A 14,688-nucleotide genomic window follows, 5' to 3' on the forward strand; every position below is an offset into this window, starting at 1 on the left:
CCCCGGATTTCATGTTCAGAATGCCAGTCGGCTCAGCTGACTGGCATTTTCTTTTAGCTTAGGTGCAGACCGGTGTTCAGCCCTGCACGTAAGCAACATAGTCCGTCACTCCAGGGTCAAGCCCCAGCTGGTACATCAGGGTAGTCACCTGCCCTCTGTGATGGGTCTGATGATTGAACATATGGGCGGTAGCCACCCACACCGGATGCTCACGCAGCTGGCCCTTTGAATTGCTGTAACGCATGCTCTGCCCAAGCAACTCATCCGTTAACTCCCCGGCCCAGTCGGTAATCACCTGATCTGTCGCCTGCCGCTCACGAAACAAGGTGCTGAAGTCGCTACATAATTCCAGCCGCAATGAGTCAAATTCATACACCAGGTCTGCCGAGCTCAGCGCCCTGATGCCGGGCAGTGCTTTGGCAAAGCGACCCAGCCAGATCCGGTCGGCCAGCAAAATATGGTTCAAGGTACTGTGGATGGAGCCAAAAAAAGCCCCCAGGTCCCGCTTGCGCTCATGGTCAGTTACCCTCGCCAGTTGGTTAAACAGCGACAGGTTAAACTCGCGGTTATAGCGGGCAAAGCCACAAAGCTGATCTCTATGTGCTCCCATTGAGTCTCCTTAAAGCAGGTGAACAGCCCGCGCCTGCGCGCGAACCTGTAAGTCTTAAGGGCCGAAGGGAAGGCCCCGAATGACACAGATTGTCAGTGTTTCCCAGCATAAACGCACGAAGCTGCCGCTCCTCTCGCATAACATAGAAAACGAGAGCCCTGTGTTCATCCTCACGATAAAAAATGTGACAGGCTGGCACCACAAGCTCCCTGTATACCGGATCTGGCAGCTCTGGAGCAAGGCCTCCGGATTGGGCCAGTTGATTAGCTTCAATCGCAAGCATACAAAATCGGGGCTGGCATTTTCTTTGTTGTTATAAAGTAAAACCTTGCCCGTCCGCTCAGCAAATACCATAATCTGGTATTTATTGGTATTAACAGAGGCAAGCTGATGGCCAAGAATACAAGTATCATACTGGGTGAGCACTTTGAAGGCTTTATTGCCAGCCAGGTCCAAAGCGGCAGGTACGGCTCTGCCAGCGAAGTCATTCGCTCTGCACTGCGTTTACTGGAAAACCAGGAAACCAAATTAGAATCACTGCGCCAACTCTTAGTGGAAGGCGAACAAAGTGGTGACGCTGATTATGACCTGGCGAGCTTTATGGCTGAACTAGACACTGAAAACAGCCAATGAGGCAACAAACTGTCTAAGAAAGTCTGGTCGATTCACCATTTTTATCTTCGACCGTTATATCAGGCTTGTAACCTTGAGACACCGTCGTTCCTCTTGAGGCAATTACGAGGTTTCCGACTGGATGAGCAATCCTCTTGAATTCAGAGTCCTTCATGATTCCCCCCAAACTTTCCATGGGCTCTAACATATTAATCAAATACACGGCGCACTCTTTAAATCGCACAACATCCCCATTTTCGAAACATTTCTTCTGTATTTCTCGCCGTTAACTCAACTGACTTCAGTGACTTAAAGCGGACAGTCCCGAACACTGGCACGAGAAATTAGGTTATAACCCGAATAAAAGGCTTAAACAACCAGCTGGCACTGAGACGACACAGCTTTATTTTCGGTCAGACAAAGCAGTTCGCTTTTGGCGTAAACCCGGCCATCAGCAAAACAGACGCGGGTAACTGCGTAGTGAGCGATATAAAAGTGAGCGCGCCAGAAGCGAACGGGCGAACGCAGTAGTTACCGGTGGCTGGGTTGCTTGCCACCACGGCCAGAAGTAAAAAAGGGCAGCCGAAGCTGCCCAAACTGTCAGTGTTTACCGACCACGTTATCAACGCTGTAGATGCCAGTCCGTTTAGAACTGGTTCATCGTGTTGTCTTTACCTGCCGCTTTTAAGGCAGCGTCGCCTGAGAAGTACTCTTTATGGTCGTCACCCATATCCGAGCCCGACATATTCTGGTGTTTTACGCAGGCAATGCCCTGGCGGATCTCTTTGCGCTGCACCCCTTCCACATAACCCAGCATACCTGCGGCACCAAAGTACTCTTTGGCCAGATTGTCGGTCGACAAGGCCGCCGTGTGGTAAGTCGGCAAGGTGATCAGGTGGTGGAAAATACCTGCCTCCCGTGCCGCATCGGCCTGGAAAGTACGGATACGGTTATCCGCTTCCAACGCCAGCTCAGTGGTGTCGTACTCCACCGCCATCAGCTTGGCGCGATCGTAGGCCGACACATCTTTGCCTTCAGCCTGCCAGGCATCGAACACCTGCTGACGGAAGTTTAAGGTCCAGTTAAAGGATGGGCTGTTGTTGTACACCAGCTTGGCGTTTGGCACCGCCTCGCGAATACGGTTGACCATGTCGGCAATCTGGCCGATATGTGGTTTTTCGGTTTCAATCCACAATAAATCGGCGCCGTTTTGCAACGAGGTGATACAGTCCAGTACCACCCGGTCGACACCGGAGCCGGCCTTAAACTGGAACAAACCGCTGGCCAGACGCTTGGGCTTTAACAGCTTGCCATTGGCTTTCACCACCACATCGCCGTTTTGAATATCGTCCGCGCTTTGAATGTAATCGCCGTCCAGGAAACTGTTGTATTTGTCGCCCAAATCCCCCGGGGTTTTGGTCACGGCAATTTGTTTGGTCAAACCAGCCCCTAAGGAGTCGGTGCGGGCGACAATAATGCCGTTTTCAATACCCAGCTCTAAGAAGGCGTAACGCACCGCGTTAATTTTGGCCAGGAAGTCGGCGTGGGGCACAGTGACCTTACCGTCCTGGTGACCACATTGTTTTTCGTCCGACACCTGGTTTTCAATCTGAATGGCGCAGGCACCGGCTTCAATCATTTTCTTCGCCAGTAAATAGGTGGCTTCTTCGTTACCAAAACCGGCGTCAATGTCGGCAATAATAGGCACCACATGGGTTTCGAAGTTGTCGATTTTGGCTAAAGTGGCCGTTACTTTCGCCTGGTCGTCGGCCGCACGGGCTGCGTCCAGTTCACGGAACAGGCCACCTAGCTCACGGGCATCGGCCTGCTTTAAGAAGGTGTACAACTCTTCGATTAAGGCCGGCACCGCGGTTTTTTCATGCATCGACTGGTCTGGCAATGGGCCAAAGTCAGAACGCAGGGCGGCAATCATCCAACCCGACAAATACAGGTATTTTCTTTTGGTGTTGCCGAAATGTTTTTTAATAGAGATCAGTTTTTGCTGGCCTATAAAGCCATGCCAGCAGCCTAACGACTGAGTGTACTGGCTGCTGTCGGCGTCATAGGCCGCCATGTCCGCACGCATCAGATTGGCGGTGTACTGCGCAATCTCCAGCCCGGTCTTGAAGCGGTTTTGCAGCTGCATGCGCACCGCATATTCAGCACTGATTGCATTCCAGCCAGTACCCTGCCCTTTTACGCTCTGTTCCAGTTGCGCCACTGCATCTAAATAAGCTGACATCTTTATCCCCTGTGATTGCTGTTCTGTGGTTGCAGCGAAAGTGCTGTTGTTGCAATTCACTATAGGTTTCAGTTTTAGAATTCATGTAGTTGATTTTTATGATTCCCATCATTCATTATGTGAATAGAGACAGCCACAGGACCGGATGATGAATATCAGCAAAATTGACCTGAACTTATTGGTGTACCTGGACGTGTTGCTGCGGGAGAAAAACGTGACCCGCGCCGCTAACCAGCTGAACATTACCCAACCCGCCATGAGCAATGGTTTAAAGCGGCTGCGTGATTTATTAAACGACCCAATTCTGGTGCGCACCTCCGACGGCATGGTGCCGACCGAACGCGCCAAAGAGCTGGCGCCTGTAGTAAGGGGCATTTTGCTGACGCTGGAAGAAACCTTACAACCCAACAAAGAATTTGAGCCCGACCACAGCCACAGGGTGTTTCGTATTATGGCCAGCGATTACGCAGCCTCCACCCTGATCCCAGCACTGCTGAAAAAACTGCGCGCCCTGGCCCCGTCCACCTCGCTCGACATTATGACGCCCTCCGACGTGACCTTTCACGACGTGGAAAACGGCAAAGTGGATATGGCAATTAACCGCTTTGACCAGCTGCCGCAGTCCTTTCACCAGAAGACCATCTGGCGTGACAGCTTTGCCTGCCTGGTGAATAAACAAAACCCCATTGTCAGCCACTTTAACCTCGACAGTTATTTAAAAGGCCAGCATATCTGGGTCAGTAAAACAGGTTTTGGCGTGGGGGTGGGCATGGACCCGGCTGACGTGCAGAAACTGGGCTGGGTGGACGAAGCGCTGGCCAAGTTTGGTAAACAGCGCAATATCAGCGTCTTTACCCGCAACTACCATGTGGCCATGCATCTGGCGGTAGAAACCGACCTGATCGCCACCCTGCCATTGCGTGCGGCGCTCTTGTATCAGAATGACAGTACCATGCAGGTGCTGGACCCGCCTTTTCCAATACCCTCGATAGAACTGAAAATGATTTGGAGCCCCTTGTTGCACCAGGACGCCAGCCATATCTGGCTGCGCCGTTTAATTGGCGAAGTGGCCGAGGAGTTGTAAAACAAAGGGATTAATACAAAGGGGTCAGGTTCTGACCCCTATAAATTTAAGGAGTTACAGCAGATCGTAAGCTGGCAAGGTCAGAAAATCCACCAGCTCGTCGGCTGTGGTAATTTGCAGCAGCAACTGCTGTGCTTTGGCAAAATTCTGCGCCTGCCACTGCTCTTCACCCACTTCAGTGCGCACCACCTCAGACTCCTGCTGCAGCATCTGGGCAAACAAATCTTTAGTCACCAGTTGGCCGTTGCTTAAGGTTTTACCGTGTTTAATCCATTGCCAGATGGAGGTGCGGCAAATCTCCGCAGTGGCCGCGTCTTCCATCAGGCCATAAATTGGCACACAGCCTTTGCCACTCACCCAGGCCGCAATGTACTGCAAAGCCACCCGGATATTGGTGCGCATGCCGGCTTCGGTACGCTCACCGCTTGATGGCGCCAGCAACTCAGCCGCCGTCACAGGGGCATCTTCGCTGCGGCTGACATCCAGCTGGTTCAGCTTGCCGTTGGTCAGGTAGCGGTTAAACACCGCATTGGCCGTGGCAGCCAGGCCAGGGTGAGCCACCCAGGTGCCGTCGTGGCCGTTGCTGGCTTCACGCTCTTTGTCGGCTGTCACTTTGGCCAGAATGGCTTCGTTAGCAACAGGATCTTTGGCCGGAATAAAAGCGGCCATGCCGCCCATCGCCAGCGCGCCGCGTTTGTGACAGGTTTTAATCAGCAGCCTCGAATAAGCCGACAAAAACGGCTGGTCCATGGTCACTACCTGACGGTCTGGCAACACCCGGTCTGCATGGTTCTTTAAGGTTTTGATATAACTGAAGATGTAATCCCAGCGGCCGCAGTTCAGCGCCACAATATGCTCACGCAGCGCATACAGAATTTCATCCATTTCAAACACAGCAGGCAGGGTTTCAATCAGCACAGTAGCGCGGATGCTGCCCACCGGCTGGTTGAACTTCGCCTGGGTAAAACGGAACACGCTGTCCCACCAGGCCGCTTCTTTGTGGCTTTGCAGCTTTGGCAGGTAATAATAAACGCCTGAGCCATTGGCTAAGCGGGTTTGGTAGTTATGCAGGAAATACAAAGCGAAATCGACCAGCGAGCCCGGCACCTGCTCACCGTCCACCAACAGGTGTTTTTCCCATAAGTGCAGGCCACGCACCCGGGCAATCAACAAGGCCGGATTGTCCCGCAGCGCATATTGTTTGCCGGATTGCGGGTCGCTGTAACTGATAGTGCCCAGGTTGGCGTCGCGCAGGTTGATCTGGCCTTCAATAACCCCAGCCCAGCTTGGGGCCTGCGAGTCTTCAAAATCCGCCATAAACACTTTTACATCGGCATTTAAGGCGTTGATGATCATCTTACGATCCACCGGGCCGGTAATTTCCACCCGTCTGTCCTGCAAATCAGCCGGAATAGCAGCCACTGACCAGCTGCCCTCACGGATACTGGCGGTTTCTGGCAAAAAGTCTGGCAACGCACCAGCATCAAATTGCTGCTGCCTGCTTTGGCGTGCCGCCAGCAGAGCTTTCAGTTGTGGCCGGAACTCACGGGTCAGGTCCACCAGGAATTGTTGCGCCTCTGGGGTCAGTATCTGCTCGAAGCCGCTGTGCATAGCACCACGAATAGTTAAAGCTGAAATGGTGGTCATCTGTTGATCCTTGCCTTTCTCTTTGTAGGGTGAGCTTCACTATAAGTGAGCAAGCCTATTTCAGCCATTAATAGCAGCAATGCCAGACATTCACCTTGCTTATATATATTAGAGCAAAAACACTAATTCATTGGCACAGCCCCTGCATACCCCCCTGTATCAGACACAAAGCTGCGTCTGTTCAGTCAAATTTTTGTCGGAGGTCATTATGGAATTGGTTTTATTGTTACTGGTGGTATTGGTGGTCGCCGCTGCACTGTTGGCAAGCCGCTTTATGCAGCAGGGCAACCCCTTTCCGGTCAGCAGAAAAGCCACCTTATTTACTCAGGTCGAACGCAACTTCTTGGTGTTGCTGGAGCAAGCGGTCAATGGCGAATACAAAATTATGAACAGAGTCAAAATGCTGGACCTGCTCGATTTCAAACAAAACACCGACAGCAAATCACGCCGGGCGGCCATGCTGAAAATGAATGCCAAGTACCTGGACTTTGTGCTGTGCGATCCAAAAGACATGACCATTGTCGCGGTGATTGACCTGGTAAATAACAACAGCAAGGATGGCCACAAAGCGGCGCCAGACTGGTTTGTCAGCGGGGCTCTGGAAGCGGCGGGTTTACCTTATATCCGCATGAAAGTCCGCACCGATTACACAGTGGCTGATATTCAGGCCGGGCTGGCCGCCAAAATTGGCAAGAACCTGCCAAAGCCAGACCCGCTGCTCAAAGGCCATATGAAAAAAGGCCCAACCCGTCCGGTGCGCCCTTTAACTCCGGTGTTGTCGCCAAACCAGATCAAAGCGCAGTCCACAGCACTTATTCATTGATCATCAGTCAGTGACAGAAAAAGCCACCTGCGGGTGGCTTTTTTATTGATTGGCTATCGCCGTCTACATGCCCTAAATAAAAATTACAAATTTTTACTTCAGCTGCAGAACCGGCTGCCGATAGAGTTAAAGGATAAATGGCATGGGAGTAAACATGACAACATCCATAAGCGGAGCCCCTGGTTTAAGCGAAGGCTATGAAGTTCTGAGCGCCAGTCTGGCCAAAAAACAGCAAGTGGCAGAAGGCCGTGCGGCCCTTGAGCTCTTGCAAAGCGCAGCCATGCCTGTGGCACAGCTGCAAAGCCCATCTCCCGTGGGCAACCTGGGTCAGAATATTGACATCAGAGTGTAGGCTTTTGTCTGCAACCCAAGGGCTGACATTGTCAGCCCTTTTCTTTTGGCGAGATTCACAGACTCTGCTGCTTTAGCTGTTTTGCGCAGCCAGCCATTGTTGCCGGTCTGGCAAGGCGGCAAAAGCACCATAAGACATACAGGTGAATGAGCCCGCCTTTATTGCGCCTTGCACCAGTTGCTGCTGCCAGTGCAAAGAGACCAGACAGTTGTCCAACGCCTGGCCCTGCCGGATGGCTTCGGCCAGCTGATACAACCAGGCCCCGACAAAGGCATCACCGGCCGCTGTGCTGTCTTTCACCTGCACAGCTGTTACCTGCTGCACAAAGTGCCCGGCTCTGCTGTAGCTGCACACTTCGGCGGCCCCGGCCGTCACCAGTACCCAACGGGCCTGGCCTGCCAGTAACTGCCGAATCCAGTCGGTATCAGCCTGCTCATCCGCCAGATAACGCAGCTCATCCTCGCCCAGCTTGACCAGATCAGCCTGTTGCACCAACTGGCGCACCAAAACACGATCAGCCTGGCCGCAAGCCCACAGATTGTGCCGCAGGTTGGCATCCACAGAAATCAGCCAGCCATGTTGCCTGGCCTGTTGGATCAGGCTGAAACTGGTGGCCGCTATGTCAGGCGTGGTGAGGCTGTTCGAGCACAGATGCAAAATGCCGGGCTGCAGCCAGAATGCCGCAGGGCAATGCTCAGCCCGATACAATAAATCTGCCGACGGTGGCCGGTAAAACGAAAAGCTGCGGTCGCCGTCCTGATTTAACGCCACAAAAGCCAACGCCGTTTTGGCGTCGCTGGTAAAGCGGACCAGCTCACAGTTCACGCCGTAGCTGACTAATTGCTGATGCAAAAAATCACCAAAGAGATCCTGCCCCAACATGCCGAGAAAATGGCTTTGCCCCCCCAGCCGGGCCACCGCCACAGCCACATTGGCAGGCGCACCACCGGCATAACGGCGGAACAGATCAGGCTGAGCCGGGTCTTGCAGAAAGTCGATTAATGCTTCGCCAAAACAACAGACAGGGACAGTCGGCATCAGATGCACCTCGAATTGAACAAACTTAACTTAATCGTTTAAGGCAGATTAGTCTTTTCTGCGTATTCAGTAAATTCCTTGCAGAAATTTTTTTTGCTTTAGGCCGGAGAAAACCTTGCAAAAACGTTTCAGATCACGTTTTATTAGCAGCACTATTCGTGCTCAACCCGGATCTCCCCATGCAGGCCACCACAGCTCAGCTACTTAGTCAGCCAGGCTTATTACAACTGGAATGTCAGAGACTACTAAAACGTTTCAGCCAAACCCTGAAACCTCTGGCAAAACAACAATGGCCCGCGCTGCAATCCCGGCTGAATGCACAGCTGCCGGTATTACTCAGGCTGTACCTGCAGTTATATGCTGAACGTTATGACTGTTACTTCCATCTGGAGCAATTGCTGAAAAGCCTGGCGAAAAGCAGCGCCAGCCGCCCGGACTACCTGTGCCAGCTGGACGAACAGCCGCAGGACTGGCACCAGCACAGCGACCAGCTGGGGGCAGCCTGTTACGTTGATTTATTTGCCGGCGATTTCGAAGGGCTGAAACAACGTATCCCTTATTTAAAACAAACAGGTATTAATTACCTGCATCTGATGCCCTTGTTTAAAGCGCCGGAACCGAACAGCGATGGCGGTTATGCGGTGTCGGACTACCGCACGACCATGCCGGCGCTGGGCAGCATGCAACAATTGGCGGAGCTGATGGCCGAGCTGCACCGTGAGGGCATCCGTCCTGTGTTGGATTTTGTGTTTAACCACACGTCCGACGAACATAGCTGGGCGCTAAAAGCCAAAAAAGGCGACCCGGAGTACCGCGATTTTTATTTTTTCCTGACCGAAGCCGAGCGCGACCGCTATGCGCCTCACCTGCGCGAAATATTCCCGGAAATCCGTCGGGGCTGCTTTACCCAGGACCCGGCATCCGCCTTATGGGTCTGGACCACCTTTAACAGCTTTCAGTGGGATTTAAACTACGCCAACCCGGCCGTTTTTAATGCCATGGCCGCAGAAATGCTGTTTTTGGCCAATCAGGGCGCGGCGGTGCTGCGGCTGGATGCGCTGGCCTTTGTCTGGAAAGAAGCAGGCACGAACTGTGAAAACCTGCCCAAAGCCCATCTGCTGATCCAGGCCTTTAATGCGGTGGCCCGTATTGCGGCGCCTGCGCTGCAGTTTAAATCGGAAGCCATAGTGCATCCGGATGAAGTGGTGAAATACATAGCCCCCACTGAATGCCAGTTATCCTACAACCCCCTGTTGATGGCCCTGTTATGGAACAGTCTGGCCACCCGAAAGACCCGCTTGCTGACCGAATCCTTAAAACGCCGTTTTGCCATTGACCCGCATTGCAGCTGGGTGAATTACATTCGTTGCCATGACGATATTGGCTGGACCTTTGATGACAATGTGGCCTGGCAACTGGGCATTCACCCTGATCATCACCGGCATTTCCTCAACCAGTTTTACACCGGCCAGTTTGCCGGCAGCTTTGCCACCGGCGTGCCCTTCCAGCAAAACCCTGTGACCGGCGATTGCCGGGTCGCAGGCATGCTGGCGTCGCTGGCTGGTGTCGAACAGGCGCAGCTGCAGCACAATACACAGCACCTTGCACATGCACTGGCGCGGATTTATCTGCTCAATTCGGTGATCCTGAGCATAGGCGGCCTGCCGTTGCTCTATATGGGGGACGAATTAGGGCTGCTGAATGACTACAGTTTTGTGAACGACCCGGCGAAGAAAGACGACAGCCGGTGGGTCAACAGGGTGAAAGTCACGGCGGCGCAGCTGGCAAAGGCTAAAGACCCTGCGTCGTTATCAGGACAGATTTACCAGCAGTTGCAACAACTGCTGGTCGCCCGCCGCCGCCTCGCGGTATTGGGCCAGGGCAGTACCAGGATTCTGGATTGTGGCAATCCGCATCTGTTTTGTTATCAGCGCGAACTGGCAGGCGACAGGCTGTTGGCTCTGGTGAATTTTTCAGAGCAGCCACAGCAGCTGACGCTGCCCGCCACAGGCGCCTTTACCGATGAGCTGAGCGGCCAGCACTATCCGGCTGGCACTGCCCGGTTACAGCCCTACCAGGTGCTGTGGCTGACACCGGTAACGCCTGAATAATTCAATTACTTCAGCTGCTGTTTTAACCACTGGACCATATCTGCCCGGACTTGTTGCTGAACAGGGGCAAAGCTGTGGTTGGCCCCCGGATACAGCAGCAGCTGATAGGGCCACTGACGCTTTTCAAGCTCAGTGGCCAAGCGTTTGGATTGCTCCACTTCCACCCGCTCGTCTTGTTCACCATGTTGCAGCAAGAGCGGCACCCTGGGTAATTCGTCCAGCAAATACAACGCAGAGCGCGCACGTAACGCAGCTGTTTTGTGGTCGGCATAGCCGGGAATACGGTACTGATAAATTTTTTCCATCTCAGGCCTGAGGTTCAGATGGGATTCCAGATCGGCGACCCCAGCCCCTGCGACCAGGGCTTTGACTTCACCTGGCCACTGCGTCGCCGCCAGGTACGTCATCATGCCGCCTCTGCTGTGCCCCCAAATGGCCAGTTTGCTGGTATCGGCTTCAGGCAACTGGTCGGCAATGGCTTTTAATGCCAGTACATCGGCCACTTCAGCCCCACCAAACTCGTCGCGCAACAGGGTGGTCCCAAGCTTTTTTTCATCGGAGCGGTAGTTACTGGCCAGGATCACAAAGCCCTGCTCCGCCACCGGCATCAGTAACTGATACACCTGACCAAACACCAGTTGGCCAAAGTCGCCATTACCGCCGCGGTTAAAAATCAGCACGGGCAGTTTTTGCTTTGCCCCTTTGGGCGACAGGATATAACCCCGCACGGAAAGACCATCCACAGTGTAACGAATTTCCCTGCAGTCTAAATTGGCCTGATACCGGCCAAAATCTTCTGCTTTAAACTGCTGCTCCAGCATAACGCGACGCTGTTGCGGGTCCACTCCGGCTTTGCCGGGCTGAGCGCTGAGCCAGTCAAGAAAGTGTTGATGGCTGGCGGCGGGGCCTGAGAAACAGGAGCGCTGTTTTTCGATGTGGGGGGAGGCAAATCCGGCACTGGGGGTGGCCGCTGTTTTACTGGTGGCCGCCGATAAAGGCAAAGCAGACGTCAGGCAAGACAGAACCAGCACCGCCGACAACGCAGGGTATTTCATTCTTGTTACATCCTTGTATTAAAAGAGAAAACAAACTAACTGAGCCCAGAGTGGGCGGTCAAGCGGTCAAGTCTGTTTTTTTTCCGCTCCCGCTTTGGCTGGATAAGCTGCGCTTCTGGCCTGTCTGCCACTTGTCGCCTCGGGCGGATGCAGCGATAGTACAGTCCTCAGCAGAACCGAATGGAGCCCTTTATGTTTAATGCAGTGCGTCAACCCGGAGTGCAGGGCGTGGTGCTGGCCGCCGCTGGTATTTTGATGGTGACCATGGGCATACGCCAGTCTTTTGGTTTGTTCGTCAACCCAATCAACGCCGACACAGGCCTGGGCCTGGTGGCTATTAGTTTTGCTTTGGCGATAGCGCAGTTTTGCTGGGGCGCGGTGCAGCCTGTGGCCGGCATTCTGGCCGACAAGTATGGCCCCAAACCTGTGTTGTCTTATGGTTTATTGATCCTGGCGATTGGCTGCGCCCTGACGCCTTTTATCCAAAACAGTTTTGGCCTGATTTTTACGGTCGGCCTGCTGACCGCCATCGGCTCGGGTGCCAGCAGCTTTTCGGTGTTGATAGGTGCTGCGGCCCAGCGTTTACCGGCTGAAGTGCGCGGTTCTGCCTCCGGCATCATCAATGCCGGCGGTTCTTTGGGCCAGTTTGTGTTTGCCCCACTGGCACAAAAGCTGATCGCCGTCTTTGGCTGGATGGGTGCTTTATGGGCTTTGGCAGTGGCGGCGCTGGCTGCCTTGCCGCTGATAAATAAAGTGACAGGCCAAAGCAACAGTCCTCACAATGCCGCATCAGGGCAAAGCGGCACCGAAGCGAAACTCTGGCCCACCTTGCGCCGGGCTCTGAGCGATCGCAGTTACGCACTGATCCATCTGGGCTTTTTTACCTGTGGTTTTCATGTGGCCTTTCTGGTGACGCATCTGCCCGGTGAAGTCGAGCTCTGTGGCCTGCCGGCCAGTGTGGCCAGTTGGTCTCTGGCGCTGATTGGTCTGGCCAATATTGCCGGCAGCCTCTATGCCGGTGCGGCGGTGTCCCGCCACCGCAGCAAACATATTCTGGCGCTGATGTACGCTTCACGCGCACTGCTGATTGGCTGGTATTTGCTGATGCCAAAAACCGAGTGGACCTTCTACATTTTTGCGGTAGGCCTGGGCCTGACCTGGCTGGCCACTGTGCCCCCCACTGCGGCCATAGTCGGCAAACTCTTTGGCACCCGCTACCTGGCCACCTTATTTGGCCTGACGCTGTTTTCCCACCAGGTAGGCGGCTTTTTAGGTGCTTATCTTGGGGGCCTGGCGGTCACTGCTTTTGGTGATTTCAGTTGGATGTGGTACGCCGATATAGCACTGGCTTTACTGGCCGCCGCTGCGAATTTGCCTATAAGGGAAGCCAGAATAGAACGGATTCAGGCTCAGCCCGCCTGAACTCTGTTCAGTACGGACGAGAAAGCCGGAGCGAAATCCGGCTTTCTCGTCTTGCCTCCGTGTGAGAGTTACACCCGAAACTGTGTTACCAGCTGGTTCAGGTGTTCTGCCAGGCGGGCCAGCTCCGCGCTGGACGCCTGGGTTTCATGCGCCCCTTCAGAGGTCTGGGCTGACAAATCGCGAATATTCAGCAGGCCTCTGTCCACCTCGCGGGCCACAGTGGCTTGCTGTTCAGCAGCGCTGGCGACTGTCATGTTCTGATCATTAATTTGCTCCAGCGACACCGCAATGCCGGAAAATGCACTGCCAGCGGCGTCTGAAGCCTGGCGGGTTTCTGTCGCCACCCTGCTGCTGCGTTCAATGCTTTCCACTGTCTGCTGAGTTTCTGCCTGCACTGCCTGCATCATTTTCTCAATTTCTTTGGTCGATTCCTGAGTTCGATGTGCCAGCGCACGCACCTCATCAGCCACGACGGCAAAACCACGGCCACTTTCGCCGGCCCGGGCGGCCTCAATAGCCGCATTTAACGCCAGCAGGTTGGTCTGGTCAGCAATAGCGCGAATCACATCCAGCACAGAGCCTATGCTTTGCACCCGCTCCACCAGTTGCTCAATGCCCAGACGGGCCTGCTGCAAGTCTGTTTCCAGCAGCCGGATCGATTGCACCGCCAGGTCGACCCGTTGTTTGCCCTGTTTGGCTTCTTCATCGGCTTCAGTGGAGTTGCGTGAGGTTTCCAGTGCATTGCGCGCCACATCTTCAATTGCCGCCGTCAGCTCAGTCACCGCCGTCACCGCCATATCCAGCTCCATACTTTGCTGGTTCAGGGTGCGCGACGACTGTTCCGTCACCACACTCAGCTCTTCGGAAGTAGCGGCCAGCTGGGATGATGAGTGGCTGATATCATGAATAGTCTGACGCAGCTGTTGTTGCATTCTGGCCATAGCGCGGATCAGTTCCCCGGCTTCGTCAGGCTCCTCGTCAGCAAACTGCTGAGTGAGATCGCCAGACGCTATACGCTGGCTGATCAGCACCGCATTGTTCATTGGCACTGTCAGGCTGCGACTGAAGAAAAAGGCCAACAGGCCCCCCAACAGAATAGCCAGCCCAATCACAGTGATCATGCTGATATTGGCCAGCAGAATGCTGTGTTTGGCATTTTGAGATTGCTGATGAGCTGTCTGTTTCTGGTAGAGAGCTAAATCGGCCAGTGCCTGGGTCAACTGCGCTGACGCCTGATTAATACCCTGATTACGCATGGCCTGGGCTTCTGCAAATTTCCGCTCTTTCATTAAAGCCAGCATGTGCTGATGCAAGGTTGCATAACCCGCTCTGGCCTGCAGCACTTTGTCAAAAGCTGACTTGCCTGCGGCCGTTTTATGAAACTCTGCCGCCTGCGCAGAAAAATCTTCGTAATTTTTCATCACGCCAGCCAATGCCTGCCATTGTTGTTCACGCTCTTCTTCCGATTGCGCCAGCAGGATATTCACAGTGTGCAGGCGGATCAGCATAAATTCACGGTTCATCTCTGCCACCAGCATAGTGGCCGGTAAACGCCGGTCAGCAATATTGTCGATACTGGTCTGGGTTTCGGCAAAACGCAGCATAGCCACCATCCCGACAATCACACTGACCAGCACTAACACACCAAACGACAAAGCCAGTCGTTTCCCTACTTTTAATTTACGCAGCATC

The 14,688-nt window shown here is 53.8% G+C and carries 13 protein-coding genes; 7 read left to right on the forward strand and 6 right to left on the reverse strand.

Going from position 1 to position 14,688, the window contains the following annotated elements:
* Positions 1–76: 76 nt before the first annotated feature.
* Positions 77–610 (reverse strand): DinB family protein, encoded by a 534-nt coding sequence (locus tag WKJ04_RS00310; RefSeq protein WP_337878592.1) that lies wholly within the window; start codon positions 608–610, stop codon positions 77–79.
* 79 nt (positions 611–689) lie between these two features.
* Between WKJ04_RS00310 and WKJ04_RS00315 the strand changes: the two genes are divergently transcribed.
* Together WKJ04_RS00315 and WKJ04_RS00320 are read left to right on the forward strand one after the other, a co-directional pair.
* Positions 690–929 carry a hypothetical protein gene (locus tag WKJ04_RS00315; RefSeq protein ID WP_337878593.1) on the forward strand — a complete coding sequence of 80 codons (240 nt, stop codon included), beginning with the start codon at positions 690–692 and terminating at the stop codon, positions 927–929.
* Positions 930–1,000: 71 nt separating this feature from the next.
* On the forward strand, positions 1,001–1,243 hold the full coding sequence (locus WKJ04_RS00320) for a type II toxin-antitoxin system ParD family antitoxin (protein WP_337878594.1): 243 nt from the start codon (positions 1,001–1,003) through the stop codon (positions 1,241–1,243).
* Positions 1,244–1,868: 625 nt separating this feature from the next.
* Here WKJ04_RS00320 and WKJ04_RS00325 read toward each other — a convergent pair.
* Positions 1,869–3,464: an isocitrate lyase gene (locus tag WKJ04_RS00325; RefSeq protein WP_337878595.1), complete on the reverse strand. Its 1,596-nt coding sequence runs from the start codon at positions 3,462–3,464 to the stop codon at positions 1,869–1,871.
* Between the two features lie 148 nt (positions 3,465–3,612).
* Between WKJ04_RS00325 and WKJ04_RS00330 the strand changes: the two genes are divergently transcribed.
* Complete coding sequence (locus tag WKJ04_RS00330; RefSeq protein WP_337840735.1) at positions 3,613–4,548, forward strand: LysR family transcriptional regulator; 936 nt, start codon at positions 3,613–3,615, stop codon at positions 4,546–4,548.
* Between the two features lie 54 nt (positions 4,549–4,602).
* Here the strand turns inward: WKJ04_RS00330 and aceB are convergent, their stop codons facing one another.
* The gene (gene aceB / locus WKJ04_RS00335; RefSeq protein WP_337878596.1) at positions 4,603–6,195 is read right to left on the reverse strand and encodes a malate synthase A; all 1,593 of its coding nucleotides are present in this window, start codon (positions 6,193–6,195) and stop codon (positions 4,603–4,605) included.
* Positions 6,196–6,403: 208 nt separating this feature from the next.
* On the opposite strand from aceB, the gene WKJ04_RS00340 reads away from it, so the two are divergent.
* Positions 6,404–7,018 (forward strand): DUF2726 domain-containing protein, encoded by a 615-nt coding sequence (locus tag WKJ04_RS00340; RefSeq protein WP_337840737.1) that lies wholly within the window; start codon positions 6,404–6,406, stop codon positions 7,016–7,018.
* 154 nt (positions 7,019–7,172) lie between these two features.
* Complete coding sequence (locus WKJ04_RS00345) at positions 7,173–7,370, forward strand: hypothetical protein (RefSeq protein ID WP_337840738.1); 198 nt, start codon at positions 7,173–7,175, stop codon at positions 7,368–7,370.
* A 72-nt stretch (positions 7,371–7,442) separates the two neighbouring features.
* Here the strand turns inward: WKJ04_RS00345 and WKJ04_RS00350 are convergent, their stop codons facing one another.
* On the reverse strand, positions 7,443–8,408 hold the full coding sequence (locus WKJ04_RS00350; RefSeq protein ID WP_337878597.1) for a carbohydrate kinase: 966 nt from the start codon (positions 8,406–8,408) through the stop codon (positions 7,443–7,445).
* Between the two features lie 179 nt (positions 8,409–8,587).
* Here WKJ04_RS00350 and WKJ04_RS00355 point away from each other — a divergent pair, with 179 nt between their 5' ends.
* Positions 8,588–10,519, forward strand: coding sequence for an alpha-amylase family glycosyl hydrolase (locus tag WKJ04_RS00355; RefSeq protein WP_337878598.1), 1,932 nt, complete (start codon positions 8,588–8,590; stop codon positions 10,517–10,519).
* A gap of 5 nt (positions 10,520–10,524) precedes the next feature.
* Here the strand turns inward: WKJ04_RS00355 and WKJ04_RS00360 are convergent, their stop codons facing one another.
* Complete coding sequence (locus tag WKJ04_RS00360) at positions 10,525–11,574, reverse strand: prolyl oligopeptidase family serine peptidase (protein WP_337878599.1); 1,050 nt, start codon at positions 11,572–11,574, stop codon at positions 10,525–10,527.
* A 192-nt stretch (positions 11,575–11,766) separates the two neighbouring features.
* On the opposite strand from WKJ04_RS00360, the gene WKJ04_RS00365 reads away from it, so the two are divergent.
* Positions 11,767–12,996, forward strand: a complete 1,230-nt coding sequence (locus WKJ04_RS00365; RefSeq protein ID WP_337878600.1) for an MFS transporter — start codon at positions 11,767–11,769, stop codon at positions 12,994–12,996.
* 68 nt (positions 12,997–13,064) lie between these two features.
* Here the strand turns inward: WKJ04_RS00365 and WKJ04_RS00370 are convergent, their stop codons facing one another.
* On the reverse strand, positions 13,065–14,687 hold the full coding sequence (locus WKJ04_RS00370) for a methyl-accepting chemotaxis protein (RefSeq protein WP_337878601.1): 1,623 nt from the start codon (positions 14,685–14,687) through the stop codon (positions 13,065–13,067).
* Between the last annotated feature and the right edge of the window lies 1 nt (position 14,688).

The sequence above is a fragment of the Rheinheimera sp. genome (assembly GCF_037442345.1).
Taxonomy (GTDB): domain Bacteria; phylum Pseudomonadota; class Gammaproteobacteria; order Enterobacterales; family Alteromonadaceae; genus Pararheinheimera.

Bases quoted from the DNA above. Each gene is read 5' to 3' on its own strand.
- WKJ04_RS00310 (WP_337878592.1), bottom strand. From the start codon at position 610: ATGGGAGCACATAGAGATCAGCTTTGTGGCTTTGCCCGCTATAACCGC.
- WKJ04_RS00315 (WP_337878593.1), top strand. From the start codon at position 690: ATGACACAGATTGTCAGTGTTTCCCAGCATAAACGCACGAAGCTGCCG.
- WKJ04_RS00320 (WP_337878594.1), top strand. From the start codon at position 1,001: ATGGCCAAGAATACAAGTATCATACTGGGTGAGCACTTTGAAGGCTTT.
- WKJ04_RS00325 (WP_337878595.1), bottom strand. From the start codon at position 3,464: ATGTCAGCTTATTTAGATGCAGTGGCGCAACTGGAACAGAGCGTAAAA.
- WKJ04_RS00330 (WP_337840735.1), top strand. From the start codon at position 3,613: ATGAATATCAGCAAAATTGACCTGAACTTATTGGTGTACCTGGACGTG.
- aceB (WP_337878596.1), bottom strand. From the start codon at position 6,195: ATGACCACCATTTCAGCTTTAACTATTCGTGGTGCTATGCACAGCGGC.
- WKJ04_RS00340 (WP_337840737.1), top strand. From the start codon at position 6,404: ATGGAATTGGTTTTATTGTTACTGGTGGTATTGGTGGTCGCCGCTGCA.
- WKJ04_RS00345 (WP_337840738.1), top strand. From the start codon at position 7,173: ATGACAACATCCATAAGCGGAGCCCCTGGTTTAAGCGAAGGCTATGAA.
- WKJ04_RS00350 (WP_337878597.1), bottom strand. From the start codon at position 8,408: ATGCCGACTGTCCCTGTCTGTTGTTTTGGCGAAGCATTAATCGACTTT.
- WKJ04_RS00355 (WP_337878598.1), top strand. From the start codon at position 8,588: ATGCAGGCCACCACAGCTCAGCTACTTAGTCAGCCAGGCTTATTACAA.
- WKJ04_RS00360 (WP_337878599.1), bottom strand. From the start codon at position 11,574: ATGAAATACCCTGCGTTGTCGGCGGTGCTGGTTCTGTCTTGCCTGACG.
- WKJ04_RS00365 (WP_337878600.1), top strand. From the start codon at position 11,767: ATGTTTAATGCAGTGCGTCAACCCGGAGTGCAGGGCGTGGTGCTGGCC.
- WKJ04_RS00370 (WP_337878601.1), bottom strand. From the start codon at position 14,687: ATGCTGCGTAAATTAAAAGTAGGGAAACGACTGGCTTTGTCGTTTGGT.